The following is a 25,496-nucleotide window of genomic DNA, read 5'->3' as shown; positions in this document are numbered from 1 at the left end:
CGCCAGCCTCATGCTCGGTCAAAATGCCGATGATCTGTTCTTCCGAAAATCTTGATCGCTTCATTGTCCGTCCCTTCGTTGGGTCGGACTCTAGTTCCAAGTGGAGGAAAAATCCCGTGGCAGGTCAAGCCCCCAGTAGCGGGTTTGCACATCGCCGAACTGGCGCTTGACCACCCGGAAGAGGTGCTCGATCCCGGCGCGCACCGTGCCGATGATCCAGGTGTTGCCTCCAGGTTCAGCTATGTTCTGGCTGCCGCTCGAATAAGGTTGAACACCATCAGATCCTCAATCCTCTGCTACAGCGCCTCTTTGTCCGCACGATTCGGTGCGGGACGGCGGTGAAGATCTGCGGCTTTGACGGCGGAATTGTCGGGGTCAGGAATGGCTCATCAAATATCGATACACAGCCCGCCGGATCCCGGTGCGCATACGAAGTCCTAGGGAAATCGAGATTGCCATATCGGGATGCTTTCTGCTGCCACGGAGATTCTATGCCCCAAACCTCCCAGATTACATATCGCATCCGATGATCGTCCGTCGGATGACCATCTCAAACACAGTCGTGATCGGCGTGCGGTATACATCCTCGAGATCTTCGATGTTTCGGATGGTGTAATGTGCACACGCTCCCCAGTCCGGATTTCCAGATGACATGTATTGGTGCGCGGCATAGCTTGACATGATTAGTAGAGCCGGCTGGTCAGAGGAGGAAAACGACGCAGTTGCCATGTTTATTGATGATCTCACAGGCCGTCACGTGAACAAGGCAGCACAGCACCGTGCCATCAGGGAACAAACCGGGCGCAGCAGCGGATGGGTCGAGTTCAAGCTCTGCAATATTTCCACCGCCGCAAAGGCCTTCGGTCCTCCACTCGTGTGCGGTTACCAGCCATGCTTCAACTTTCAGATGGCGCTGGCCGAGGTGATCTCACGCTGGCTAGCACGACATCCTAACTGGAACGCACCAACGCGCCCGGTGGATCGCCGGGAGATGGCTGAATCCGCGACACTCTTCGTCGGGCCTGCGCCCGTCCGGTCCAGTCACGTCCCCATCGCTGCATCTTGTAGAATCGGCAGAGGACCCGTCATCGTCTGCCTATGTGCGGACGTTTCATAGACCCCAACCTGCGCGGCACCGAGTTCGAGTTCTCCGAGCTCAAGATCACGCCCTTCCCGCGCCGGTTCAACATCAAGCCGACGCAGGAGGTCTATGTGCTAGTGGGCCAGGAGCTGACCTGCGCGCGATGGGGCCTGATCCCGAGCTGGCACAAGGGCGATCTGAGGGACTGGCGCGCCAGCACGATCAACGTCCGGATCGAGGACGCAGCGACCAAGCCCAGTTTTCGAGGGGCTTGGCGCTATGGTCGCTGCCTGATCCCTGCTGGCGGCTACTACGAGTGGACCGGCACCAAGAGGCCCAAGCAACCGCATTTCTTCTCCAGCGCCGGCAACGAGGAGACACTGTGGTTCGCGGGCCTCCTGTCGGTCTGGAACGATCTGCGCACCTGCGCGATCCTGACGCGTGCGGCGAATGACACCGTAACCCCGATCCATGACCGCATGCCGGTGATCCTCGATAGCGCGGAGCGCGACGACTGGCTGTCAGGCAGCAACCGGACCGACCTTGGTGAAGGCTACCGCGTCAAGCATCACGCGGTTGCACGGTTCGGGATCAGGGATGAGGGAGAGGCGCTGATCGCGCCGGCGGCATGACCTTGCCGAACCAAGTGCACCAGCTATCCGGCGAATATTCCAAACGTGTCTTGCACCAGCATCCTAAGAGCGAGAGGAACCACGATACCATCGTATGAATGGTTTACATGCTATGTCTTAGCCCGGCTTTCTGGGGATCGACGACGACGGAACGCTCTCCTTCCCGGGTTTCTCGGAAAACCAATATTTCAATACGCTCGGGAATATCGAGGCCGACGGTCAGGTGGGTCTGGGGGCCTTTCGCGATTGGGTTAGCGCTGAGATGACGCCCGCCCAAGGCGACGCGTAGTGCGCGTTCCAGCGTGGGCCTCCTTCCCCGACACCAAGTGCTCTCGGGCAAGATGGACACCGTCAAGATAGCCAGTGGTCCAATCTGTCATGTGCGTGAGCAATCGCCTTGCGCAGCCGGTCTTGCCCTTGCACAGGTATTCAAGCGGCCTCCAGGCCAATCAATTTGGTTCCCACAAACTGGACCGGTCTGGCCTGGAGTTTTCCGCGACGATTTCCCGGCTGGATGAAAGGTCAGTGGAAGATCAAGTGGGATGGGGATCAATGACATCCCGGCGGCGGACGTTTCGTCAGACTACGTGCTGTCCGAGGCTGTTTCCGAATGTCCGGATCAACTCCGAACGCTGAAATTCCGTTGATGCGCTGGCACGCTGCAGTGACAAAGTCCGACCTGTGGCGCGGCTGCGGTTGATCTGATACCGTAGACCTTTATGACGTATCGCGGTTATGCCAACGGCCCATGCGTCTTTCTGCGGCTCTACGGCCGTCCGCAGGTGTTTGACGCGCACCGAACTGCGATCCGGTTCCCGACGCAGAAGTCTCTCGCGCTCTTCATCTATCTTGCGCAGGCCGGAGAAGCCGGCGCTGCGCGGGACAAATTGTCAGAACTTTTCTGGCCGGGTCGACCCGATCATGATGCACGCCGGGCATTGCGAGGGACGTTGCACGAAATGCGCAGAGCCTTCCGCCATGACGCCGAAAGGATTGTCCGGCAGGGGCCTGACCGTATCAGTGTGAACCGGGACGCGATCGCGACGGAAGTCGAGTGTGACGAAGCTGATCCAGCAACGTTTCATGGGGAATTTCTTGCCGGGCTCGAAATTGGCACGTCCAGCTTCGACCAGTGGTGCGCTGAAGAACGGATGCGGCTCCGAGATGCCGCATTGGGCAGAGCGGTCTCAGCCATGGAGGCGGAGTTGGCGGCGGCGCGTTTCGCGGCGGCGCACTACGCGGCGGAGCAGGTTCTGGCCCTCGATCCGCTGAGCGAACTCGGCTGCCAGGGCGCGATGCGGGCATTGAGCGGGCTTGGTCGTCGGGCCGATGCGCTGCGGCGATACGCAGCCTTCCGCGACGAACTGGCGACAGAGCTGGATGCCACGCCGGACGCGGCGACCGAACGGCTGGCAGACCATGTCCGCCAAGCCGATGATCGCCTGCCACGTGTTATGCTCAGAAGACCGGACAAGCCCTCCATCGTCGTCATGCCGTTTGTGGACCTGACCGACGGGGACATGGCGCACCTGGTTGACGGGTTGGCGGCGGACGTGCGAACGGGGCTGGCTCGGGACAGGACCCTGTTCGTCGTTGCCGGGGAGTCAGCTGATGCCTATCGCGATACGATGCTAGGTGCGGCTGAGATCGCTGTAGAGTTGGGCGTGCGATACCTGCTGCAAGGCCGCGTCCGGTTGGACGAGGAGCGCCTGCGGCTGGACGTCGAACTGACGGACGGGCTGCAAAACACCGTGGTTTGGAGCGAGCGCTATGATCGACCGCGCGGGGCGATACTAAGCGTCCAGGATGAGGTGGTGGCGAAGATCGTGGCTACGCTGCGCGGCTATAAGGGGATTGTGCAGCGTAACGAGGCGCGGCTTGCCCACTCCAAGTCTGAAGCCGACCTTGATGCGCATGATCACCTGATGCGCGGCATGATGCTCAAGGAGAAGTTTCTGAAGGATGACATGCGCGCCGCGCGCGGTCACTTCGAACGGGCGCTGACGCTGGCACCAAACTCGGCGACGGCCCATGGCTGGCTCGCCTGGACCTGGTTCTTCGAGGTCTACCTGGGCTGGGCAGACAATCCTGGGGCGGCGCTGTCCCGCACGGCGCAACACGCACGAAGATCGGCGGAACTCGACCCGGATCTCGATTTCGCGCACTGGGCACTGGGCGCCGCATATCTCGCCGCAGGCGACAACAATATGGCACTCGACTGCTTCGACCGGGCGCTGGCGCTCAATCCCAACAACTCCGATGCACTGGCCAATTGTGCCTGGCCACTGATGTTCGAAAATCGGACGGAGGAGGCGATCGCCCGAATGGAACATGCCATGCGGCTGAACCCTTTCCATCCCGACTGGTATCTCTGGGGCCTCGGCATGGCACAGTATCTTCAAGGGAACTTGCACGAGGCCTGTGCGGCGCTCAGCCGGATGTCTCAGCCCAACGAGCAGAGCAAGGCCTTCGAGATTGCCGCGCTTGCGCGCCTGGGTGAGGCGGAACGCGCGCGCGAGGAAGTTGTTGCTCTCCAGCGGCTGGTGCCTGATGTCCGTGCTGGCAACCTCGTTGCGCCGCTCGGATTTCGCAATGAACGGGTGCGTGATGAGCTTGCAGACGCGCTGCGCGCTGCGGGCGTGCCAGACTGATAGTCAGCCCGACCAACGGTTTTCCAACGCGAATCGGCTTCAATCCTTCCTGTCGAACCATCGAAGACAGGAGGAGACCGAAATGCAGACCGCTGACGAGACTCCGATCCGCGAAGCGATCGACCGCTACGTGGAAGGCATGCGCACCGCAGATGTCGCGCTGCTCAAATCGGCGTTCCACGAACACGCCAACCTATTCGGCGATTTCGACGGTGACCTGATGGCCGCTCCGATCGGAACGTTCTTCGATTGGGTTTCTGAAGAACTGGAGCCCGGTGCGACCGGTGCCGAACATCGTGTCGAAATCGAGGACGTGGAAATTGCTGGTGATGTCGCCTTGGCCCGATTGCATGAAAGGGATTTCTTCGGCGGTGATGCGCGCGAGTTCTTCATGCTCGTGCGGTCGGACGATGGGTGGAGGATCACCTGCAAGTCCTGGTCGACGATTGGCTGAACGCAGTCGGGCTCTCATAACCCCAAGCTCAGACAGAACGACATGCAGAAAGGGAGATCTGTCATGCCAGACCCGTTCCAAGATGTTTCTGCCGCCGGTGACGAGATGATCGGACAGATCATCGACGCGCTCGAAGACCGGGCCGATGATCCTGCAATGACCGAGATCATCGAACGCTACTTTGCCGACCTCGACTGGCCTGACGGGGGCACGCTGCTGGAAATCGGCTGCGGCACAGGCCCTGTGGCACGGGCAGCCGCACGCTATCGTCCCCGCACCCGGGTAATCGGCACCGACCCTGCCGAGGAACTCATCGCAGACGCGCGCAGCCGCGGCAGGGACATCCCCAACCTGCGTTTCGATGTCTGCGATGGTGCGCAGCAGCCTGTGAATGCCGCTTCAGTGGATAAGGTGATCCTGCACACCGTGCTGAGCCACGTCACCCACCCGCAGGCAATTCTGGCCGAAGCGTTTCGTGTCCTTCGTTCCGGCGGGCAGGTGGTGGTCTGCGACGCCGATTTCTCGCGGCTCTCGCTGGCGCTCTGCCCAGACGACCCGATGGAGGCTTGCGCCATCGGGTTTTCCCGGAATTTCGTGACCGATCCGTGGCTTGCCGGGCGGCTGCGACCGCTGCTGACCGAGGCCGGGTTCGAGACAGAGATCTTTCGCTCCGAGACGCGGCTTGACCTCGAAGGCCACGGCGGCCCGGTCTGGACGAAATTCGCGACTGGCCGCCTAGTCACGGACGGGATCATCGGCCAGCCGCTTGCGGACGCGCTCGTCGCTGAATGCCAGCGTCGGATCGACGCCGGAACGCTCTACGGCTTCAACCCCTTTGTGACCGTGATCGCGCGGCGTCCCTAGTCGACGTTTATCGACGCGCGCAATACTGCGGAGATAGAGAAAACACAGTCGCGGCGTTGCCGAAGTTGACACGGCCGACCCGGTTCGAAGTTCCTACCCTGCGTCGCGACTGTCCGCTTTTGCTCCGAGTTGCCAAAGGCCATCCTATCGATAAATCTATCCGGTGCGGCAATCTGGGATGTCGGGCTAATTTGCACACCCGTCCCGACTACAGCTTTGGTCGATCTTGCCCGGACTTTCGCGTCAACCGCCTCGGTCGCTGTCTTGCTCGAGCGGAAACGCCAAAACAGTGGTTGAGCATACTCACACTGCGGCGAATGGTGGCTTCCATGACGCTATAATACGCAGATGACCGGCAACGAAGAACCAGAATGGGTCTTTCAGAGGGTCAAATCATCTGCTTCCAGAGGCAAGCTCACAAAGCATCCGGCGGCAACGAAGAACCCTTATGCGAAGTTCGTTTTCAGTGCGGAACTTGCAAGAAGGGCGGGGAGTGGAATTTGGCTGCTCCGTCAAAGGATTTCCACGATGGGTCGATAAGCCAAGCATTACCGAGTCCGATCGCTTCGCTTCGGCGGCGGGGACAAGCACTTGGCCAGACTACTTCTCGTTCGTGGTCATTGGTGACTTGATTGGCGCGCCTCCGGGTCCGCGCAACCGGGGACCTGACGCGCGGGGCGTGCGATTGACGAGGGCAATCCCACCGATGGCGAGCAGCGCGCCGAGCCCATGTGCGGGGAGAAAGCGCTCACCTAGAAGAAGAACGGCGAGGAGTGTCCCAAAAACCGGCATTAAGTGCAGGAACTGGCCAGCCCGCTCGGGGCCGATCCGTGTCAGCCCCCAGGACCAGAGAAGGAACCCGAAGAGCGAGGCGAAGACGGCAATGTATAGGATGGCAAATATGCTGGCTCCGGTCAGATGCACCGGCTGCACGCCCCGAAACGACAAGACCAATGCCATAGCACCGACCCCGACCACAACGCTGGCTGTCAGTGTCACGTCCTGCGGCAAAGACGGGGGGCGGTGGCGCAGCAGCAGGGTATAGGCGGCCCAGACGACGATCGCGCCCATCATCCAGAGCGCCCCTTGGTCGATCATCCCAACACCGGCCCCGTCACCCCTGCCGAAAAGCAGGATGATACCGCCCCCGCAGGCCGAGAGCACCAGCCCGCCAACCTGGGCAACACCCGGCCGGTAGCCGTTCCAAAGCGCCCCGCCCAGGGCGGTGACCACGGGGGCCAGAGACAGGATCAGGAGCGCGTTAACGGCAGCGGTCAGCGTCAGCGCCTTGTAGACCATGGTATGAAACCCGGCGATGCCGGTCAGGCCAAGCAAAAGTATCAGCCGCCACGCACGTATGATTTCGAGACGGTGTCGCAGCAGTGCCGGCAACGTGATCGGTAGTAGCAGCAGCAGGCACAGCGCCCAACGGATGATGTTCAGTTCCAGTGGAGGAACAGCCCCGCCGATTGCCCGCCCTGCTATGAAATTTCCCGACCAGAAGAAGGTCGCAAGCCCGAGTGCCAGTATTGCCCGCCCTTCGCCGTCATTGCCTGTCGATCCGGTGTGCATGTCCGAAGCCTCCTTTTCGAAGCACAGGAAAGCACGGCGGCGACCCCGGGCGCATGAGCAGGGCGTCCCATTGCACGATGGATTCCGGCATCAATGTCGGGGCATTTGTCCTTCTTTCATGGACAGGACGCGCACGATGGCCTCGGACCGACTGTTGACACCAAGCTTGGCCAAGACGATCGAGACTTGGTTACGCACGGTCTTTTCCGATTTTCCCAGCCGGGTGGCAATGGCCGCGTTGCCCAGTCCTTCCGCAAGACTGCTCAACACCTCCCGCTCGGCCGGGGAGAGGTCGGCGAAGACTGTCGCGGATTCTACTGGGCGATGCGCCTTGCTATCGTCGAGGAAACCCGCAATCTCCTGCCACATCGCGTCCCAGGCCGGTTCTTGCGCCAGCAAAACGTGGTTCGAACTGTCCAAAGTCACGAGCCGCGCTCCGCGGATGGTCGCGGCCAGCCGGCGCCCCTCGTCGAACGGGATGCGGGCGTCTCCTCGGCTGTGCAGCACCAGGACCGGCAAATCCAGTTGCGCCGCGGCGTCCATCACGTCGATCTCGTTGAGGATCGCCAGAGTTCGCACTGCGATATGCGGCGAGGCGGCGTGCCGCTCCATCTCACGCCACCAGCCGACCTGGTCGGCCGTTCCGCCAGGCACGAAGAGCCGCGTGAAGACGCGCGAGAAGGCCGAGCCCTCGACCCCCCAGCCGAGCCGCATGAGGTTGGCCAGCGTCTCGGCCTCCAGTCGCGCTGGTTCGCCGCCGCCACGGGCCAGCAGGCCGCGACCGTAGCCACCGATCAACACGAGCTTCGAAACCCTCTCAGGATGGCGTAGGGCGTAGGTGATGGAGAGCGCCGCGCCCTGTGACATGCCTAGCAATACGAAAGGTTGCTGCAAGGGGGCTGTGACAGCTTCAAGGTCTTCATACCAGGCTTCGAAGTCGATCCGGCTGACGCTTCGATCCGAGAGGCCGCAGCCGCGCAGATCATACCGCAACAATCTGTTGGCTCTTGTCAGCCGCTCCAACCATGGACGCCAGACCGGGCTGTTCACATCCTGCGAGACATGACCAAGCCAGTGCGCGGCACGCACGATGACCGGGCCGTGCCCCATCGAGGCCACCGCAATCCGGGTTCCGTCACGGCTTCGGACAAAAGAGATGTCCTGCCGGGGCAGAGAAAGCGTGTCGTTCATGGTGGCCACGATAACAGAGTTGAGCATATTCCTCATTTCCAAAGTGTTTCCCACTTGGCACGGCGCGGCACGACCGGCAGTCGGAGCCGAGCTAGGTCCCTTCGTCGCGATGCCTCCCTAGGGGGCTAGTCTTATTTGCTGACCTAGATAAAGCACCAGATCATGCAGGCGAAGCGAATGTCCGGAATGACGGTCCGCGAGCCGTGGTCAATGTCTCCTATTGGACCGGCTTGTCGTGCGGATGGTCGAAAGCGAAGAGGAGACGCCTATCACCAGGGGCGACTTCTTCGGGATTTCGTCAGGCCACGATGCTTATGTCTCGGGTGACGACTCCGTCGAGGGCTGAGGCGCACCTCCCGCTCGGATTCCCAACTTCAAGGGCTAACCCTGCGCGGGCGAAACCGGTCGCGATAGGCCGACGGTGTCGTCCCGCTATGGCGCTTGAAAACGCGTCGGAAGAAGGCAGCGTCCTCGTAGCCTACCAAAAGCCCGACCTGCTCGATCGACGGCGCCCCGTCCTCGAGCATTTTTCGTGCGGCTGCGACGCGGATCATCTGCAGGTAGGCGCCGGGCATGTGGCCAGTGGCCTCTTTGAACCGGCGCACCAGGTTGCGCCGGCTCATGCCGACAACGTCCGCAAGTTCCTCTACGGGAACATCCCTGTCGAAATGCGCACTGAGGTGACGTTCGGCTTCGCGGATTTTCCCGTCGCCATGGTGCCGCGCCAGCGGAAGCAGGGCGTAACCGGACTGGTTCGCCCGCGGCATGTCGAGAAGCAGGGCCTTGGAGCAATTGATTGCCACGTCGCGGCCACAAAGCCTTTCGACAAGGTGCAGGCTGAGGTCACTGGCGGCGTTGACACCGCCGCTACAGTAAAGCCCTGCATCCTCGGTGATGAGCAGATCCGTCTGCCAGTCAACGTCAGGATAGCGTTCACTGAAACCTTCCGCCACACCCCAATGCGTCGTAGCAAGGCGACCGTCGAGCAGTCCCGCCTCGGCCAGGAAGGCGACGCCTGAGCAGACCCCGGCAACGCGCGTTCCGCTGCAGTATCGCTCCGACAGCCAGGGTGGGAGCGCAGAGTGACGCGCCATCCATTCGGCCGGCACGGGACCCGAGGCCGACACCATGACCAGATCCACCGGCCCGAGATCCGCGATTGCCAGGTCGGGCACGACGCGCAAGCCGTAAGCGCTTCTGACCGGTAGTCCGTCGATCGATGCCGTGGTGACGCGGAAATGCGGCTCTGGATCAGAGCCGCACATCTCATTCCACATGGTCCCCGCTGCGGCGAAGACCTCAATCGGGCCGACCGCCGTTGATGCATAGCCTTCGTCGACGAGCACGATCGCGACATCCCACTTGTCGTTCCTCTCTATCATGCCGGGGAGTTTGGCATATTGGTGCACGGATTTCACCCGCGGCGCGGGCGATTGGCACGATCATCCCCGCTTTCCGTCCGAATCGTCGGCTGCCAATGCGCACGATCAGGGTCCACTTTGTATCTGCGAATGAAGCCAAGAGGAGGCAAATATGGAACTCTACATCATCCGCCGTCATGGCATCTGGTCGAGCGAGGATGACCTCGCGGTAACCAACAAGAAATCCCTCGAAGTCGGGGAAGACATGAAGGACCGGCTCCGCTGGATCCGAAGCTACGCCGTGACCGAGGAAGACGGTCGGATCGGAACCGTCTGCATCTACGAGGCCAGCGACCTCGCAGCGATCCGCGAACACGGGCAACGCATCGGCGCGCCGAGCGAGGATGTCCGCGTGGTGCGCGGCACCGCCGTGAAACGGGCCGATCCCGAGCCGGTCACCGCGGTCTGACGCGACAAGGGTCAGTGACTCCGCCCGCCAAACGTGACGCGGCACCCTGCCTTGAGTAGCGTGCCGCTCATCATCATCGACCGAGCCCTGTCGGCGGGATTCATCGCGGCCCCCAATATGGCCTCGATCACACCGCCACAGAGGGTCAATAGCCGCGACGTTACACGGCGAACAAGCGATCCAAGCAGCGCTGCTCCAACATCCAGTGCGACAGAACTCGCCCCTCTTCGTGCGGCATTGCGGCCTTTACGCATTCAGAACGCCGCGATGTGGATAGATGCCTCCCAGTGGCCTTGACGAGATCGACCGACTCGACACCCGGTATGGGAGCCTTCGCCACGGGGCAGCGCCGGAGCCAGAATGCATCCCCATCGCGTTTAACAGGAAAACCTAGGAATTGGACCAATCCCGTGTATTTCACCTGTAGTCTATACTGGAACGTCGAGCCATTCTGATCGGACAAGCCCTGTCCGTCGCATTGCTGGCCCCGGGCGCGTTTCGGCGTGGAGTAGTCCTACGCGCGGGTCTTGGGTTTCTGGGCCTGCAGATACTCAATTACAACCTCTTCACCTTCCTTCCACAGGATCTCTGGCTCTTCATCGAGACCAGCAGCGGATTACTCGGCATTCCCGCTCCTCGAGGCAGACGTCGCGCCAAGTATGCCACCTGAATTTGCCGTCAGTCTGCCTTCCTTGAGCAGATCGACGATCCTTGGCCTGTGGCTGCCGGTGAGATCGAATACCTCTTTCATACCGAGAGACGGGCCACGTGTCCGCCGGGGATAGGAATGGCTCGCTTTTTATCAAGACGCGTCGCGGCGGATCCCGGCACGAATGTGAAGTCCTAGAGAAATCGAGATTGGGCCATGGGGATGCGATATGGCGCCATCACCATCCTCGATCCAAAGCTCCCATATGGCAGGATCTGAACCGGAGACCCGTCGACAGCTGATCGTCCTGAGAACCGGCAAGAATGTTTACATGGCCGCGCACAGACGTTTACATATAAAAACATTCGGCCCCAAAGACGTTTACCTATGTAAATGTTTGCAGCAAATAATACCCCCAAAACCTTTACATCAGCCAGCTTTTGAGACGGCTACGTTTACATATTTAAACGTTCATATTCAATAAAATCAGTTACTTAAACTTTTCAAACATCTCCAAAACGCGATTTTTATCTGTAACGAACGTCTAAACTGAGAGCCAGAAAGGTGGCTGAACGGCCGGCAGTAGGTGCAAAGATCAAGCATCGGCGACACCGTTATCTCAATTGCGATCATTGTGGCTAAGGGAGTTTAGTTTCTGTGCCATGGTCTTGTCCGTGCCGCAGGCCGACAACAAAGCTCCCCAAGCTCGCGCTTTCGGTCGATGCCGATGAACTCCCGTGCGTCCGACATGGAATCGGCGTAAAAACGCATCCGAATACTTCAAGGATGCGTTGCCAGGTTACTCAGCACAAACCTGCGCGGCAAGGCTGTAGCCTGCGCCATGCACGGTGCGGATTGGTGTATTCCCACTGGCAGGGCAAAGGATCTTCTTGCGTAGCCGGGCAATATGGGCGTCTATCGCGCGGTCGGTCACGGTGATGGCGTGGCCGTAGATCGTCTGCATAATCTTGTCGCGGCTGACCACGTCGCCAGCATTCTCCGCCAAGACCTTGAGCAGGTTGAACTCCATTCCCGTCAGTGCCACCTCGCGCTCGTCAGGCCCAGAAAGTTGCCGTTTCGGCAGATCGAGCACGAACCCCATGAACCGCAACACGCGAACTTCCGGCAGCGCCTCGTGACTGGTGCCCATGGTTTTCGACCGGCGCAGCACGGAGCGGACGCGTGCCAGGAGCTCGCGTGGCTCGAAGGGCTTGGAGACATAGTCGTCCGCACCAAGCTCCAGACCGATGATCTTGTCGAACACGTCCTCGCGCGCGGTGAGCAGGATGATCGGCAGGCGTGAGGAGCGGCGCAATTCGCGCGTCACCTCGAAACCGTCGATATCGGGCAGGCCCACGTCGAGCAGGACGAGGTCATACTCGCCGTGCTCCATGGCAAGCCCCATGCGTGTAGCCGATCCGACGCAATGCACGTCAAAGCCCTGCTTGGTCAGGAATCGATCCAGGAAACCCGTCATCTGACGGTCGTCATCCACGACAAGTATCCGCTCGGTCATCTCAGGTGCATCCCCGCACAAAATCTTGCCACGGCATGGCAATGGCGCGATTGTAGCGGGAGTCTGAAAGGGCCGACATGACCTCGATCAAACGCACCTACAAGCTCGCCATGGCCGCCGCGCTCCTGGTGCTGGTGACCGTCGCGACCGGGCTATACCTCGGCGCACAGACCCGCGCGCAATTCACCGATATCGCGGAGAGCTGGAAGGATTACGCCGAGGACCCGGAGAAAAAAGGGGTCTGGATCAGCTCCCTGCGCGGCTATCTCGGCTATGGCGGGATCATCCACAATTTCAAGAACTACGTCATCCGCAAGGACGAGAGCTATCGCACGCGGATGATGGATCAACTCACGCAGTTTGACGCGGTTATGGCCAGTTACCTGTCCGAGCCGCTGCCCGAGGCCGAGCGCCGCGCGCTGGAAACCATAAAGGAAACCATCGAAGAATATCGCGGGAAAATCGAAATCGCGGATCGCGCGATGGCGGGCAATTGGCCGGCCGAACGCACCGACCGTCTGGTCAAGGTCGACGATACCGAGGCGATCCTGGCGCTGCGCAATCTGGAAATGCTGTGGATGGACAGCCGGGCGCGTAGCACCGAACGCATTATCGCGGCCGTGATGCGGGGCGAGACGCTGATCGGCTACGGGTTTCTGGCGATGGTCCTGCTGGTGGCGGCGACGCTGAGCATTGCGTTTCTGATTGCGTTGCTGATCCGGGACATGCGCGGTGCCAATGCCAGGCTGACCGAGGAGCTTGAGCGTCGCCGCGCGCTGCAGCGTTCCGAGCAGCGGCTGGCGCAGGCGGTGGAGCAGAGCCCTGCGACGATCCTCATTACGGATACGCTTGGCCGAATTCAGTATGCCAACCGGCGATTCGAGGAGTTGTCTGGCTGGTCGCGTGACGAGGTCATCGGTCACACGCCGAGATTCCTGCAATCGGACAAAATGTCCGAGGAGACCTACGCCGATCTGCGCGCCACGCTGGAGAGGGGTGACGTCTGGCGCGGGGTGTTGCGCAATCTCGACCGCGAGGGCGGCAGCCACTGGATCGACAGCACGATCCTGCCGCTGCGTGCCGAGGATGGCACCATTCACAGCTACCTGGGAATCGGCGAGGATGTCACCGAAAAGCGGCAGGCCCGCGAGCAGGTGGCGCGCGCGCAGAAAATCGAGGCGGTCGGCCTTCTGGCGGGCGGGATCGCGCATGATTTCAACAATATCCTGACATCCATCCTCGGCTCGGCGCATCTGGCGTCACTTGATGCCGCGCCGGGCAGCGACCTGGCCGAGGAGGTGGAGCAGATCGACATCGCCGCGCGGCGCGCACAGGCATTGGTGCGTCAGCTTCTGGGCTTCGCGCGACGCGAGCCGGGGACGCCGGAGCCGACCGATCTCTGCACTGCGATTTCCGAGGTCAATCGCCTGATGCGCGCCGCCATCCCGCCGACGATCCGCATCGAGGGCGTGCGTGACTGCACGCCCGTCACCGTGCTGGCCGATCCGACCCACTTGCACCAGATCCTGATGAACCTGACTGCCAATGCCGCCGAGGCCATCGGCGATGCCAAAGGGCAGATACGTATTTCCGCGCGCGCCCTTGATGACATACCTGACGGTCTGGCCGCACGTGCCGAGGGCTGGGTGGAACTGACGGTCGAGGATGACGGGCCGGGCATGTCCGAGGACACCGCCGCGCGCATCTTTGATGCCTTTTACACCACCAAGCCGCTCGGCAAGGGCACCGGGCTAGGCCTGTCAGTTGTCCAGGGGCTGGTGGAGGATATGGGCGGGCGGATCTCGGTCGAGACTGCGCCGGGCCGCGGCACACTGTTTCGGCTTCTGTTACCGGGTGCTGCCGTGGGGACTGCACGAGAGACCGCCGCCCCCGCGCCGGAGCGCGGCCACGAGAGCCTCATGATCGTCGACGATCAAACCGAGGTGGCGGCGACCCTGCGTCGGGGCCTCATGCGGATGGGTTATCAGGTCGAGGCCTATACCTCGCCGCGCATCGCGCTGGAGCGGTTCGGCATGGCCCCGCTGCGTCACAGCCTGCTGATTTCGGACGTGGTCATGCCGGAAATGAACGGGATCGAGATGGCCCGCACCATGCGCGAAACGCGCCCCGATCTCCCGGTGATCCTGTGCACCGGGTTCAACCCCACCGGCGTCGCCCTTCCCGGAGGGCCGACCGAGGTGCTGGCCAAGCCGCTCGACCCGGTGGAACTGGCGCGCCATGTGCGCCGCATGCTCGACGCGCGCCGCGCCGCCTGAGCACCTCAGAGACGTCCGTCAAACTTCGTCACAACTTTTCGCATTCCGTCACAGCGCCCGCAACAACCGTGCGGTTGCGCGCAGCTAGGCTCCGATCAAAGCCAGGAGCGGGGCTGTCCCATCCGAGCGGTCAGCCGCGCGCCCCGGCAGAACAAAAGGACCGGAGGCGCCATGACCAGACTGCCCATCACGACCACTCTTCTTCTCGCCACGCTCTCGTTCGGCGCGGAACCGGCGATGGCGGGCGATGCCGCCGCCGGGGAAAAGGTCTTCAACAAGTGCAAGGCCTGCCATCAGGTCGGCGAAAAGGCCAAGAACCGCGTCGGTCCGGTGCTGAACGGTGTCGTCGGGCGCGCGGCGGGCACCGCCGAGGGCTTTCGTTACTCGGATGCGATGAGCGAGAGCGGCCTGGTCTGGGACGAGGCCGCCCTGGCCACGTTCCTCGCCGACCCCAAGGCCACCGTGCCGGGCAACAAGATGGCCTTTCCCGGCCTGCGCAAGGACGAGGAGATCACCAACGTGATCGCCTTTCTAGCCAGCTACGCCGCGGACGGAACACGCAAGTGATCCGGCCCGCCCCGCCTTTTCCAGAACGGAGGATTCGATGAAACAATCAGCCAGACCATCGCGGCGCGCGGCCCTTGCGGCCGGGATTTCCGCCGTAGCCCTGTCCCTTGCCGCGCCCGGTGCGGTCGCGGACGAGACCGCACCGCTCGCGCCCCTGCCGGACCCGAAAGAGGTCAACGAGGCGCGCGCGGACCTGGGCAAGATGCTCTTTTTCGACACCCGCATGTCGGGCGATACCGCGCTGTCCTGCGCGTCCTGCCATGACCCCGAACAGGGCTGGGGCGACGGCGAGGCGCTGTCGGACGGCTATGGCGATCTGCTGTATTTCCGCAACGCGCCGGGCCTCTTCAACGTGGCCAACCGCAATTACTTCATGTGGGACGGACGGCTCGACGGGGCGGACCTGGGCACCGCGGTGCGCGACATGCTCACGGAATCGCACACCATGCACATGGACAGCCGCCTTGCGCAGGAGCGCCTGAAACAGGTGCCGCAATATATGGAGATGTTCGACGCCGCCTATGGCAAGGAGCCCTATGGCGGGCGCATGTATGGCGCGATCGGCGAGTTTCTGAAAACGATCCGCACCGAGAACGCGCCCTTTGACGCTTACTTGCGCGGTCAGGAGGATGCGATCCCTGACGCCGCCAAACGGGGTCTGGCGCTCTTTGAGGGCAAGGCAGGCTGTGCCTCCTGCCACTCCGGCGAAATGCTCTCGGATGGCGGGTTGCACGCGACGGGCGTGCCGGATCACCCTGACCTGCTGGGCTTTGATTCGGACACGCTCGATGAGACGGCGCAACGCCAGATCACGATGCTGCGGTTCTACGCCACGCTCGGAACGCCCAACTACATGAACCTGCGCGAAGACGTGGGCCAGTATGTCGTGACCAAGGACGAGGCCGACATCGGCAAGTTCACCACGCCCTCGCTCTGGGATGTGGGGCAGACCGCGCCCTACATGCATTCGGGCGTCTTCGACACGCTGGCCGAGGTTGTGCGCTTTTATAACGCGGGAACCGCGCAGTCAGAACCGCTGGGCCTGAACCCCGCCGAGGAATCCGACCTCGTTGCTTTCCTGAACAGCCTGACCGGCGACGCGCCCGCCATCACCCCGCCCGAGTTGCCGGAATACGATCTGCGCACCGTCGGCGAGAACTGAGGAGGTTCGAGACAATGACACGTCACATCACCCGTATCCTGGGCAGCACGGCGCTCTCGGCGCTCCTTGCTCTTCCGGCCCTGGCGGACAGCGCGCCGCCTCTCGCGACCTTGCCACCACCACCGGTTCCCGCCGACAACCCGATGAGCGAGGAGAAAGTGGAGCTGGGCGAAAAGCTCTTCTGGGACGGCCGACTTTCAGGCAATGGTTCGATGCCCTGCTCGGCCTGCCACCTTCCGGATCTTGGCTGGGGCACCGGGGGCGCGATCAGCTTTGGCTATCCCGGCACCCAGCACTGGCGCAACAGCCAGACGATCCTCAACTCGGCCTATTATGACAAGCTCTTCTGGGAGGGCAGCGCCACCTCGCTCGAATCACAGGCCAAAGGGGCCGCAGGCGGGGCTGTCGCGGGCAATGGCGACGGGTCGATGATGGAGATGCGGCTGCGCTTCGTCCCGGAATACGTCGCGGCGTTCAAGGACGTCTTCGGCACCGAATGGCCACAGGTCGCGCATGCCTGGGACGCCATCGCCGCGTATGAGCGCACCATCGTTACCGATGCCACGAAAGTGCCCTTTGACCGCTACCTCGCGGGCGACACCGATGCCATGAGCGACGCCGCCAAGCGCGGCATGGAGCTCTTCAATGGCAAGGCGGGTTGTATTTCATGCCACAACGGGGCGCTGGCCTCTGACCAGAAATTCTACGATATCGGCGTGCCCGCGGCCGAGGAGTTCGAGGTCGATCCGCTCTACCAGATCACGTTGCGCTGGGAGCTTTATCAGAAGGGCGTGACCGAGGAGCTCTATCGCAAGGGCGATGACGATCTCGGCCTCTACCACGTCACCAAGCGGCCCGATGACAAGGGCAAGTTCCGCACGCCGTCCCTGCGCGAGCTGCGCTGGACCGAGCCTTACATGCACAATGGCGCGCTCTGGTCGCTGGCCGATGTCGTGGATTTCTACGACGCGGGGGGTGGCGAGGGACAGACCGCGGGGCTGCAACCGCTGGGTCTCGGCGATGGGGAAAAGGCCGATCTAGTGGCCTTCCTCGAAGCGCTCTCGATGGAAGAGCCGATGCTTGCCGAGGCGCCAGACCTTCCCGAAACCGCAACATGGTCGGAGTTTCTGAAATGACACAGGCAACCAAAGCGAAGGGCGCGGGCCATGCCTGCAGCTCGTTCAGCCGCCGCAACTTCCTGATCCTGGGCGGCGCGTCGGTCACCGTGCTGGCCACCTATGGCGTGGGGGCGGAAGCGCAGGAGCTTGTCTCCTCTTCTTACGTTCGCAAGGTGGTCGGTCGCGTCTCTGATCTGGAGCAGGGCGTGGCGACGAGCTTCTATTACCCGAACGACGACATCGAGAACGTCCTCGTCATGCTCGACGAGGAGGCCGGTGGCGGCGTGGGCGAGGGGCGCAACATCGTCGCCTTCAACACCATCTGTCCGCACCAGGGCGGCTACATGGGGGCGGCGGATTTCAAGCGGCCCCATTCGGTGCTCGGCCCCTGCCCGCTTCACCTGTCGACTTTTGATCTGACCAAGCACGGCATGCTCGTCTCGGGTCATGCTGTCGAAAGCCTGCCGCAGATCGTGCTCGAGATCGACGGCGACGAGATTGTCGCGACCGGGGTGATGGGGCTGTTCTACGGCTACAGCCAGAACCCGACCGGCGCGTGAGAAAGGATAGAGAAATGGCAGAGTCCATCGTCAAGAACCGCGAATTCGTGCCCCTTCCGCCGCCCGATGCGGAGGTGCTGACCACCGCTTGCAGCTATTGCATCGTGGCCTGTTCCTACAAGGTCTATCGCTGGCCGGTGGGCCGCGAAGGCGAGACGCAGGCGGACCAGAACGCATTCGGTGTCGATTTCCCCACATATGGCGCGCCGTGGGTCGCTCGCAGCCAGCACAATATCGGCATGCATGAAGGCACGCCGCATCACTTCGTCGTCGTTGCCGATGCCGACGCCGAGGCGGTCAACCCCGGCGGCAACTACTCGGTGCGCGGCGGAACGCTGGCGCAGAAGATCTACAACCCCGACACGCCCACCAAGGACCGGCTGAAATACCCGATGGTGCGCATTGGCGGCGTGCTGACCCCGGTGAGCTGGGACCTGGTGACCGACGTGATGGCCGAGGTCTCGCAGCACGTGCTGTCGAAATACGGCGAGCACGCCTGGGGGATGAAGACGTTCTCGTATGAATATTTCGAGAATACCTACGCCATCCGCAAGCTGGTGGATCGCGCCATCGGCACGCCCGTCCATGCCTGGCACGACAAGCCGATGCGCGGGCCCGATGCCACCGGCCTCGACGATGCCGGGATCAACTCCTTCGCCGCCACCTACGAGGATTGGGGCAAGTGCGACGTGGCGTTCCTGTCTGGCGTCGACCCCTACGAGACCAAGACCGTGCTCTTCACCGAATGGATGATGGGCGGCGAGAACCCGGCCAAGAAGATGATTTTCGTCACTCCGCATCGCACCATGGGCGTGGAATACGGGATCAGGAATGGTGGCCTTTGGCTGCCGGTCATCCCCGGAACCGACACCGCGTTGCATCTGGCAATCGCCAAGATCATCATCGACAACGGCTGGCAGGATCAGGAGTTCATTGACACCTGGGTGAACAACCGCTGGGAGCTTGAATCTGGCTATGGTCGCGGCACCCGCAACACCGGTTGGCAATGGCGCACCACATGGGGCCGCTGGCAGTCGGACTGGGAGGATTTCCAGAAGTTCATCGCCAACGAGCCCGCAGCCGTGCTCGAAGAGGCCGCGCGCATCACCGGCCTGCCGGCCGAGGATATCATGCGCGCCGCCGAGATGATCGCCAAGCCGCGCGAGGATGGCAGCCGGCCCAGGACCTCGTTCATGCTGGAGAAAGGCAATTACTGGTCCAACAATTACATGAACACCGTGTCGCTCTCGACGCTCGGCCTCATCTGCGGTGCGGGCAACCGCCCCGGCCAGGTGATTAGCCGTGGCGGCGGTCACCAACGCGGTGGTATGGGCGCGGGCCCCGGCAAGGGCTGGCTCAGCCCCGAAAAACACCCCGGACGCCGCAAGAAGCCGCTCAACGTCGATCGCTGGGTGATGGACGGCAAGGTGCGGTTCATGTGGACCATGGGCATCACCTGGTTCCCGGCGATGCTGGCCAGCCAGGAGCTTGCCAGCCGCGTGGCCGACCTTACCCTGCGCAACCCCAACCAGCCGCGCTCGGTCGATCGCGATCACCTGGTCGAGGTATTCAAGGCGCGTGTGGAAAGTGGCGGCATGGTGCTGGTGGACAGCAACATCTACCCGGTCGAGCCGCTCAACACCCAATACGCCGATATCGTGTTGCCCGCCGCCGGCTGGGGCGAGGTGGATTTTGCCCGCTGCAATGCCGAACGCCGCCTGCGGCTCTACGCCAAGTTCAACGACGCACCGGGCGAAGCAAAGCCGGACTGGTGGGCCATCGGCCAGTTTGCGCAGAAGATGGGGCTCGAGGGGTTCGACTGGACCGAGAGCAACGATGTCTTCGAGGAGGCCGCGCGGTTCTCGCGCAACGGTGTGCTGAGCTACAACGTGCTCGTGAAGGAGGCCAAGAAAGAGGGCAAGAAGGGCCACGAGAAGCTGCGCGAACTGGGCACGACTGGCATTCAGACGCCCATCCGCATGGTGGACGGGCAGATGATCGGCACCGGGCGGCTGCACGATCCCGAGAATGACTGGGGCGAGGTCGAGGGCGACACCAAGGACCAGAAATGGCTCTATGCCTTCGGCACACATACCGGCAAGGCCAACATTCTCAAGACACCGTGGGTCAATGACAGCTGGTCGGATTTCTACGAGGCGATCAAGCCCCGCGCCGAGAAGGGCGAGATCTGGATCACCAATGGCCGCGTCAACGAGGTCTGGCAATCGGGCTTCGATGATCTGCGCAAGCCCTATCTGGCCAAACGCTGGCCCTGGCCGCATATCGTGATCCACCCCGACGACGCCGCCCCGCACGGGATCGAGTCCGGCGATCTGGTCGAGGGGTTCAACGACACGGTTTATGTCCAGTCGGGCGAGCCGGTAGGCGTCAAATCCGACGACCTGAGCTTTGCCGGCTTGATGGAGAACGGTCATATCAAGACCACCACAGGGCAGTTCGTCGCCGTCGCCATCGTCTCTGACGAGATGCGCCCCGGCGTGGCCAAGGCGGCGTTCAACTACCCCGGATCGATGGCCAACTCGGTCTGCCACGCGGTGCCTGATCCCGTCACCGGTAACTACCGCTACAAGCTGGGCCGGGGCGTCCTGCGCAAGGTGGGCGAGAGCGCCTACAAGCACAACTTCCTCGAAATGTCGCTCAAGCCGCGTCCCATCGCCTGAGCGTCCTGCCTGCCGCCGGGGCGCGCCCGGCGGCAGGGTCATTCCACAAGGAACACACCATGCAGATCGCCTTCATTCATGCGAGATCGCGCGGGGCCGCCGACGACACCCTGCGCAGCGTTGCCGCTACCTTGCGTGCGCGGGGCCACCACCTCGCCGGGGTTCTGCCGGAACCCTGCACCGGCCCGGACCGCCACGCCTGCGACATGGATCTGATCGACCTCGCCACGGGTGCCCGGCTGCATATCAGTCAGAAACTCGGACGGCACGCCACCGGATGCCGCCTCGACGGCGCGGCCATCGAGACGGCGGCGATGGTGGTGGCGGGGGGCCTTGCCGCTGCGCCCGCCGACCTGTTCATCCTCAACCGCTTCGGCAAGCAGGAGGCGACGGGCCACGGCTTTCACCCCGTGATCGTCTCGGCGCTGGAGCGCGACGTGCCTGTGCTCGTGGGCGTAAATGACCTCAACCGCCCCACATTCGAAAGTTTCGCGGCGGGGCTGGCCGTGGAACTGCCCGACAGCCCACGCGCCGTGCTGGGCTGGATCACCCCGCATCTGCGCCGACACGCCGCTTGAGGAGCTCAGTCATGACCGCGCATCGCCCCATCGAAAAGGATTGCTGCGCAGGCGGCACGGGGCTGATGCCACCCGAGACAGCGCTCGCGCGCGCCATCCGGCTAAAGGCAGAGGAACTGCCGGTTACACAAGTGCCGCTCATGACCGCGCGTGGCATGATTCTGGCAGTTCCGGTGCTGGCCGCCGCCGACGGTCCGCCCTTCGATGCCTGCGCGATGGACGGTTATGCGGTGACCACGACGGCGCTCGCCGGCGCTGGCCCTTGGGCCTTGCCCGTTTCAGGTAATGTGGCGGCGGGCGATGCGCCCGTTTCGCTGTGTCCCGGCGCGGCGGTCCGGGTGCTGACCGGTGCCACCCTGCCGCACGGGGCCGACGCGGTGATCATGCAGGAAGAGGTAACACGGGTCTCGGACGGTATCCGGTTCTCCAGGCACCCCGAACCGGGCCAGAACATCCGCCCGCAAGGCAGCGACATGCAGGCAGGTGCGACGATCCTGTCCCCGGGTCGCATCCTCACGCCGCGCGACATCGCGGCGGCAGCGGCCTCCGGGCAAGGCGCGCTCTTGGTGCGCGCCCGGTTGCCTATGGCCCTCATCGCATCCGGGTCGGAACTGCTAGACCCCGGCGCGCCACGGGCCCCCGGCCAGATATGGAACGTCAATCTGCCGATGCTTGCCGCTCTAGCAGACCAGCGCTGGATCGACCTTGCGCCACCCATGACTGTTGTGGACCGGCTTGCGCCCATGGCCGAGGCCCTGCGCGAGGCGGCAACCCATGCGCACCTTATCCTCACCAGCGGCGGGGCCTGCGGCGGCGAGACGGACCTCGTTGCGCGCGCGATTCAGGCGGCGGGCGGCACGGCCGAGACCCTGAGGCTGGCGATGAAACCCGGCAAGCCGCTGGTCCTGGGCCGGATCGGGCGCGCCATCGTTCTGGGGCTACCGGGAAATCCGGTCGCGGCCTTTGTCACCTGGCAGATGATCGCGCTCCCGCTCGCTCGCCATCTCGCGGGTGCCACGCCCGTCCCGCAACGCCCCTGTTTCGCGACGCTCGACCGCGCCCTGGCGCGCGCGCCGGGACGCCGCGAATACCGACCTGCGCGCCTTGTCGGACATGACATTTCCGGCCGTCCGATGCTGGAACTGGGGCCGCGCGATTTCTCGGCGCGCATCGCGGGGCTGGCAAAGGCGGACGGTCTGGCCATCCTGCCCGCCGACGCGGCGCATTTCGAAGCCGGTGACGAGGTTGCATTTTTGCCTTTCGACACAGCTTGAAAGAAACGGTCCGCTGCCGCGCTACGTGTCCAACCCCAAGGTTTGATATTGTGACCCTTTCGCAGGCATGGAAGGAAGCACTATGGGAAAAGTCCGTCCCGGGAGAGCCACGCTCAAGCACGCCGTCAGAGCTGCAATACAGCGATCGCAAGCTTCTCCCTTAGACTCTGCGGCACCCGGCCCGTCCCGGCATATCGCCGCACTTGAGCGGGCCGCCACTTGCATGCGGCGAGCGCCGCGCCAATACTCTTTCCGCCAAGCAAGGAGACCGCCATGTCCCATCTTAATCGTCGTAACCTGCTTCTCGGGCTTGCCAGCGTGTCGCTTGCCGCCCCGCACCTCGCCTCGGCGCGCACGCTCCCCGCGATCCATGTCCTCAAGGACCCGAATTGCGGCTGCTGCGAGGCCTGGGTGCGTATCCTGCGCGACGACGGGTTCAACGTGACGACCGAGAACAGCCTCGGAGCAGCCCTGATCCGTCACAAGATGGAGGCCGGGATTCCGCAGGCCATGATGTCCTGCCACACGGCCGAGATCGACGGCTACATGGTCGAGGGTCACGTGCCCTCCGCCGATATCCACCGCCTGCTGGCCGAGCGACCCGAGGCCGTCGGCCTCGCCGTGCCGGATATGCCCTACGGTTCGCCGGGCATGGGACCCGAGAGCCGTCGCGAGGCCTATGACGTTTTCCTCATCCTGCGAGACGGCAGCACGGAGGTGTTCAGCAGCTACGCCGCGGCGTGACACCGCAACAATTAAGCTGGCCGTTGGCGGATAGCGGGTCACGGCATCCAAGATGCGATCAGTGATTTTATCCGTCGCGGTTAGTGGGACAGGCGCCAACACATGAGCGGCAGGACCCGTAGCATCTTCCTCTTCGAGCTTGGTGGTGCCGCGTTCATGGTCGTGGTCGGCTCGGCGTTGCATTTCCTCTTCGAGCTTGCCGGGGGATGGGCGCCGCTTGCATTGGTTGCTGCGGTCAACGAGTCAATCTGGGAGCATTTGAAGCTCGCCTTCTGGCCAGGGCTGTTCTGGGCCGCCATCGCGCCACTCCCGGCGGGGCTGCGACGCCGCGAGATTCTGGCGGTGAAGGGCCCTGGATTGCTTGTCACGGCGGTGCTGATCGTCATGGTCTTTACCACCTATGTCACGATCCTCGGCCACAACCTCCTTGCGCTCGATATCGGCACATTCATTGCTGCCATCCTTATCGGACAGCTCCTGTCCGCCGTTTTGCTGACGCAGGCAGTGTCTCGACGCGGAGTGATCCTTCCCGCCGGTTTTGGGCTTCTGGCTCTTCAGATACTGGCCTACAGCCTATTCACCTTCATACCACCGGATCACTGGCTCTTCATCGAGGCCAGCAGCGGCATGCGCGGCATTCCCGCGTTCTGAGGCAGGCGTCGCACCAAGTCTGCCACTCGGATCTACGGTCAGTCTGCATCAGTTGAGCGGAGTCGACGATACCTGAAGCGGGGGTTCGGATAACATCGATTACTTTTGGTATGCGAAAATGGGACACGTGCCCGCCGGGGCTGGGAATGGCTGGATTTCGGTCGATACACAGCCCGCCGGATCCCAGCGCGCATACGAAGTCCTAGGGAAATCGAAATCGTGAGTAGGGGATGCCTTCTGGTGCCACCGAAGTTCCCAGGCCCAAAGCTCCCATATCGCTGGACCTGGAGCAGAGACCAGTCGAAACGTGCTCGTCCTGCGATCCGGCGACAATGTTTACATGGCCGCGCCCAGACGTTTACATATGTAAACATTCACCCTGCGAAAATGTTTACATCACCGTTTCCCAGGCTCCTAAAAAACCTTTACATCACTCAGATTTTCAGACGCCTAACTTTCCATATGTAAACATCCACCATGAGGAAAATCAGGCACTTAGTCTTTTGCGACATCGCCAAAAGACCTTTTTTAGTTGTAACGACACGTCAGCACGGGCACGCTCAGACCCAAGCGCAGAACCACAAGACGCGCTGAGAAGCTCACCTGATGCGCTCATGCGCCCGAGACGAGCACCAACAGCTGAAAGAACGAGGACAGCATCAGGTGACGCGCACAGCCAGGCACAGCGACATGCCCTGCACATACCGAAGATGGCTGACACCGAGCAGGGAAACAAGCGACAGGGAGAGCGTGCGACAAGACCGGGCCGGGACGTATTCGTGCTAGTGACCGCAATGATGTCCGAGGGAGGGTTATGTGGAGCGGGATGGCTGAGGGAGGATTGGGCTCGCGCCCATTAATTCTCCTCCGCCCAAGACCACGGCGAATATCCCGAAGCCTGAGCGCGTCTCTTCACGTCTAACCATAGCGGCTGTGCGGGTCCAGTGCGCGCACTCTGCGCTGCCCTCTGTCTGTCCGAGCAGACAGCCTCCGACAGCGCCAGTGCGCTTGTAAGCTAGCCTCGCAAACATCGTGCTTCGCGTGAGCCATTTGGTATCGCCTGACAGGCATGTGCGCTTGAGGATTTCGTCGAACATCTGGTCATGCTTGCGCGACAGGAGGTAAGCATGACTGTGGTGACCGCAGTCGACTGCGATCCCGTTCACTCGCATCACGACATCTCATCCACTGACACTTGCGCTCTGGCGGCGCAGCGCACATCCTGAGCGAGAAAAAGTCAGGGGCGGTGATGAGCAATAATGATATCAAGAGCCTCGGGAGTTTCGTCTGGTCGATCGCCGAACTTCTGAGGGGTGATTTCAAGGAAAGTCTGAACAACGCCTTCTGCTGCGCCGACGCGCCGATGTGAGGGCCATGCCGGGCATCAGGCAGCTTGTTTCCAGCGGCTTTCGGGCTGCTTCGGCCGCTCGGTTGGTGGACAGGCC

The 25,496-nt window shown here is 62.5% G+C and carries 19 protein-coding genes; 15 read left to right on the top strand and 4 right to left on the bottom strand.

The annotated features are described in order from the left end of the window. Window positions 1–1,098 precede the first annotated feature (1,098 nt). The 4 genes from C6W92_RS15555 to C6W92_RS15535 all read left to right on the top strand — a co-directional run bounded on the left by C6W92_RS15555 (window position 1,099) and on the right by C6W92_RS15535 (window position 5,682). Window positions 1,099–1,713 (top strand): SOS response-associated peptidase, encoded by a 615-nt coding sequence (locus C6W92_RS15555; RefSeq protein WP_129434783.1) that lies wholly within the window; start codon window positions 1,099–1,101, stop codon window positions 1,711–1,713. Window positions 1,714–2,432: 719 nt separating this feature from the next. Further along, window positions 2,433–4,364, top strand: a complete 1,932-nt coding sequence (locus C6W92_RS15545) for a BTAD domain-containing putative transcriptional regulator (RefSeq protein WP_129434781.1) — start codon at window positions 2,433–2,435, stop codon at window positions 4,362–4,364. After that, on the top strand, window positions 4,321–4,818 hold the full coding sequence (locus C6W92_RS15540) for a nuclear transport factor 2 family protein (RefSeq protein ID WP_241691184.1): 498 nt from the start codon (window positions 4,321–4,323) through the stop codon (window positions 4,816–4,818). The genes C6W92_RS15545 and C6W92_RS15540 overlap by 44 nt, the downstream gene beginning before the upstream one ends. 63 nt (window positions 4,819–4,881) lie before the next feature. Then, on the top strand, window positions 4,882–5,682 hold the full coding sequence (locus C6W92_RS15535) for a methyltransferase domain-containing protein (RefSeq protein ID WP_164989261.1): 801 nt from the start codon (window positions 4,882–4,884) through the stop codon (window positions 5,680–5,682). Window positions 5,683–6,282: 600 nt separating this feature from the next. Here the strand turns inward: C6W92_RS15535 and C6W92_RS15530 are convergent. From C6W92_RS15530 to C6W92_RS15515, 3 genes are all read right to left on the bottom strand, one after another. Beyond that, window positions 6,283–7,254 carry a DMT family transporter gene (locus tag C6W92_RS15530; RefSeq protein WP_129434775.1) on the bottom strand — a complete coding sequence of 324 codons (972 nt, stop codon included), beginning with the start codon at window positions 7,252–7,254 and terminating at the stop codon, window positions 6,283–6,285. A 90-nt stretch (window positions 7,255–7,344) separates the two neighbouring features. After that, the gene (locus C6W92_RS15525; protein WP_129434773.1) at window positions 7,345–8,445 is read right to left on the bottom strand and encodes an alpha/beta fold hydrolase; all 1,101 of its coding nucleotides are present in this window, start codon (window positions 8,443–8,445) and stop codon (window positions 7,345–7,347) included. 374 nt (window positions 8,446–8,819) lie between these two features. After that, the gene (locus tag C6W92_RS15515) at window positions 8,820–9,827 is read right to left on the bottom strand and encodes a helix-turn-helix domain-containing protein (RefSeq protein WP_129434771.1); all 1,008 of its coding nucleotides are present in this window, start codon (window positions 9,825–9,827) and stop codon (window positions 8,820–8,822) included. Window positions 9,828–9,978: 151 nt separating this feature from the next. On the opposite strand from C6W92_RS15515, the gene C6W92_RS15510 reads away from it, so the two are divergent. Then, on the top strand, window positions 9,979–10,275 hold the full coding sequence (locus tag C6W92_RS15510) for a nickel-binding protein (protein WP_129434769.1): 297 nt from the start codon (window positions 9,979–9,981) through the stop codon (window positions 10,273–10,275). Between the two features lie 1,448 nt (window positions 10,276–11,723). Here the strand turns inward: C6W92_RS15510 and C6W92_RS15505 are convergent. Beyond that, window positions 11,724–12,440 (bottom strand): response regulator transcription factor, encoded by a 717-nt coding sequence (locus tag C6W92_RS15505; protein WP_129434767.1) that lies wholly within the window; start codon window positions 12,438–12,440, stop codon window positions 11,724–11,726. Window positions 12,441–12,517: 77 nt separating this feature from the next. Between C6W92_RS15505 and C6W92_RS18165 the strand changes: the two genes are divergently transcribed. The 10 genes from C6W92_RS18165 to C6W92_RS15455 all read left to right on the top strand — a co-directional run bounded on the left by C6W92_RS18165 (window position 12,518) and on the right by C6W92_RS15455 (window position 24,051). Then, window positions 12,518–14,716 (top strand): PAS domain-containing sensor histidine kinase, encoded by a 2,199-nt coding sequence (locus C6W92_RS18165; protein WP_129434765.1) that lies wholly within the window; start codon window positions 12,518–12,520, stop codon window positions 14,714–14,716. 171 nt (window positions 14,717–14,887) lie between these two features. Then, entirely contained in the window at window positions 14,888–15,283 is a 396-nt protein-coding gene (locus tag C6W92_RS15495) for a cytochrome c family protein (RefSeq protein WP_129434763.1), read from the top strand. 37 nt (window positions 15,284–15,320) lie between these two features. Beyond that, a complete protein-coding gene (locus C6W92_RS15490; RefSeq protein ID WP_129434761.1) occupies window positions 15,321–16,445 on the top strand; it encodes a cytochrome c peroxidase in 1,125 nt (374 codons plus the stop codon). Window positions 16,446–16,459: 14 nt separating this feature from the next. Next, a complete protein-coding gene (locus tag C6W92_RS15485; RefSeq protein ID WP_129434759.1) occupies window positions 16,460–17,581 on the top strand; it encodes a cytochrome c peroxidase in 1,122 nt (373 codons plus the stop codon). Further along, the gene (locus C6W92_RS15480) at window positions 17,578–18,123 is read left to right on the top strand and encodes a Rieske 2Fe-2S domain-containing protein (protein ID WP_164989260.1); all 546 of its coding nucleotides are present in this window, start codon (window positions 17,578–17,580) and stop codon (window positions 18,121–18,123) included. Before C6W92_RS15485 ends, C6W92_RS15480 begins: the two co-directional genes overlap by 4 nt. A gap of 14 nt (window positions 18,124–18,137) precedes the next feature. Continuing rightward, a complete protein-coding gene (locus C6W92_RS15475) occupies window positions 18,138–20,804 on the top strand; it encodes an arsenate reductase (azurin) large subunit (protein ID WP_129434755.1) in 2,667 nt (888 codons plus the stop codon). A 59-nt stretch (window positions 20,805–20,863) separates the two neighbouring features. After that, the gene (locus C6W92_RS15470; protein ID WP_129434753.1) at window positions 20,864–21,382 is read left to right on the top strand and encodes a DUF2478 domain-containing protein; all 519 of its coding nucleotides are present in this window, start codon (window positions 20,864–20,866) and stop codon (window positions 21,380–21,382) included. An 11-nt stretch (window positions 21,383–21,393) separates the two neighbouring features. Continuing rightward, a complete protein-coding gene (gene glp, locus C6W92_RS15465) occupies window positions 21,394–22,656 on the top strand; it encodes a gephyrin-like molybdotransferase Glp (protein WP_129434751.1) in 1,263 nt (420 codons plus the stop codon). A 273-nt stretch (window positions 22,657–22,929) separates the two neighbouring features. Further along, entirely contained in the window at window positions 22,930–23,400 is a 471-nt protein-coding gene (locus tag C6W92_RS15460; RefSeq protein ID WP_129434749.1) for a DUF411 domain-containing protein, read from the top strand. Between the two features lie 102 nt (window positions 23,401–23,502). Beyond that, complete coding sequence (locus tag C6W92_RS15455) at window positions 23,503–24,051, top strand: DUF6512 family protein (protein WP_129434747.1); 549 nt, start codon at window positions 23,503–23,505, stop codon at window positions 24,049–24,051. The last annotated feature ends 1,445 nt before the right edge of the window (window positions 24,052–25,496 follow it).

Origin of the sequence: Roseovarius sp. A46 (genome assembly GCF_004126395.1) — a bacterium.
Classification (GTDB): domain Bacteria; phylum Pseudomonadota; class Alphaproteobacteria; order Rhodobacterales; family Rhodobacteraceae; genus Roseovarius; species Roseovarius nitratireducens.
This window is presented reverse-complemented; position numbering and strand designations above follow the sequence as displayed.

Excerpts from the sequence above, each read along its gene's own strand:
- C6W92_RS15495 (WP_129434763.1), top strand. The coding sequence starts at position 14,888 with ATGACCAGACTGCCCATCACGACCACTCTTCTTCTCGCCACGCTCTCG.
- glp (WP_129434751.1), top strand. The coding sequence starts at position 21,394 with ATGACCGCGCATCGCCCCATCGAAAAGGATTGCTGCGCAGGCGGCACG.
- C6W92_RS15505 (WP_129434767.1), bottom strand. The coding sequence starts at position 12,440 with ATGACCGAGCGGATACTTGTCGTGGATGACGACCGTCAGATGACGGGT.
- C6W92_RS15535 (WP_164989261.1), top strand. The coding sequence starts at position 4,882 with ATGCCAGACCCGTTCCAAGATGTTTCTGCCGCCGGTGACGAGATGATC.
- C6W92_RS15545 (WP_129434781.1), top strand. The coding sequence starts at position 2,433 with ATGACGTATCGCGGTTATGCCAACGGCCCATGCGTCTTTCTGCGGCTC.
- C6W92_RS15525 (WP_129434773.1), bottom strand. The coding sequence starts at position 8,445 with ATGAACGACACGCTTTCTCTGCCCCGGCAGGACATCTCTTTTGTCCGA.
- C6W92_RS15460 (WP_129434749.1), top strand. The coding sequence starts at position 22,930 with ATGTCCCATCTTAATCGTCGTAACCTGCTTCTCGGGCTTGCCAGCGTG.
- C6W92_RS15470 (WP_129434753.1), top strand. The coding sequence starts at position 20,864 with ATGCAGATCGCCTTCATTCATGCGAGATCGCGCGGGGCCGCCGACGAC.
- C6W92_RS18165 (WP_129434765.1), top strand. The coding sequence starts at position 12,518 with ATGACCTCGATCAAACGCACCTACAAGCTCGCCATGGCCGCCGCGCTC.
- C6W92_RS15455 (WP_129434747.1), top strand. The coding sequence starts at position 23,503 with ATGAGCGGCAGGACCCGTAGCATCTTCCTCTTCGAGCTTGGTGGTGCC.
- C6W92_RS15510 (WP_129434769.1), top strand. The coding sequence starts at position 9,979 with ATGGAACTCTACATCATCCGCCGTCATGGCATCTGGTCGAGCGAGGAT.
- C6W92_RS15490 (WP_129434761.1), top strand. The coding sequence starts at position 15,321 with ATGAAACAATCAGCCAGACCATCGCGGCGCGCGGCCCTTGCGGCCGGG.
- C6W92_RS15540 (WP_241691184.1), top strand. The coding sequence starts at position 4,321 with ATGAGCTTGCAGACGCGCTGCGCGCTGCGGGCGTGCCAGACTGATAGT.
- C6W92_RS15530 (WP_129434775.1), bottom strand. The coding sequence starts at position 7,254 with ATGCACACCGGATCGACAGGCAATGACGGCGAAGGGCGGGCAATACTG.
- C6W92_RS15475 (WP_129434755.1), top strand. The coding sequence starts at position 18,138 with ATGGCAGAGTCCATCGTCAAGAACCGCGAATTCGTGCCCCTTCCGCCG.
- C6W92_RS15480 (WP_164989260.1), top strand. The coding sequence starts at position 17,578 with ATGACACAGGCAACCAAAGCGAAGGGCGCGGGCCATGCCTGCAGCTCG.
- C6W92_RS15555 (WP_129434783.1), top strand. The coding sequence starts at position 1,099 with ATGTGCGGACGTTTCATAGACCCCAACCTGCGCGGCACCGAGTTCGAG.
- C6W92_RS15485 (WP_129434759.1), top strand. The coding sequence starts at position 16,460 with ATGACACGTCACATCACCCGTATCCTGGGCAGCACGGCGCTCTCGGCG.
- C6W92_RS15515 (WP_129434771.1), bottom strand. The coding sequence starts at position 9,827 with ATGATAGAGAGGAACGACAAGTGGGATGTCGCGATCGTGCTCGTCGAC.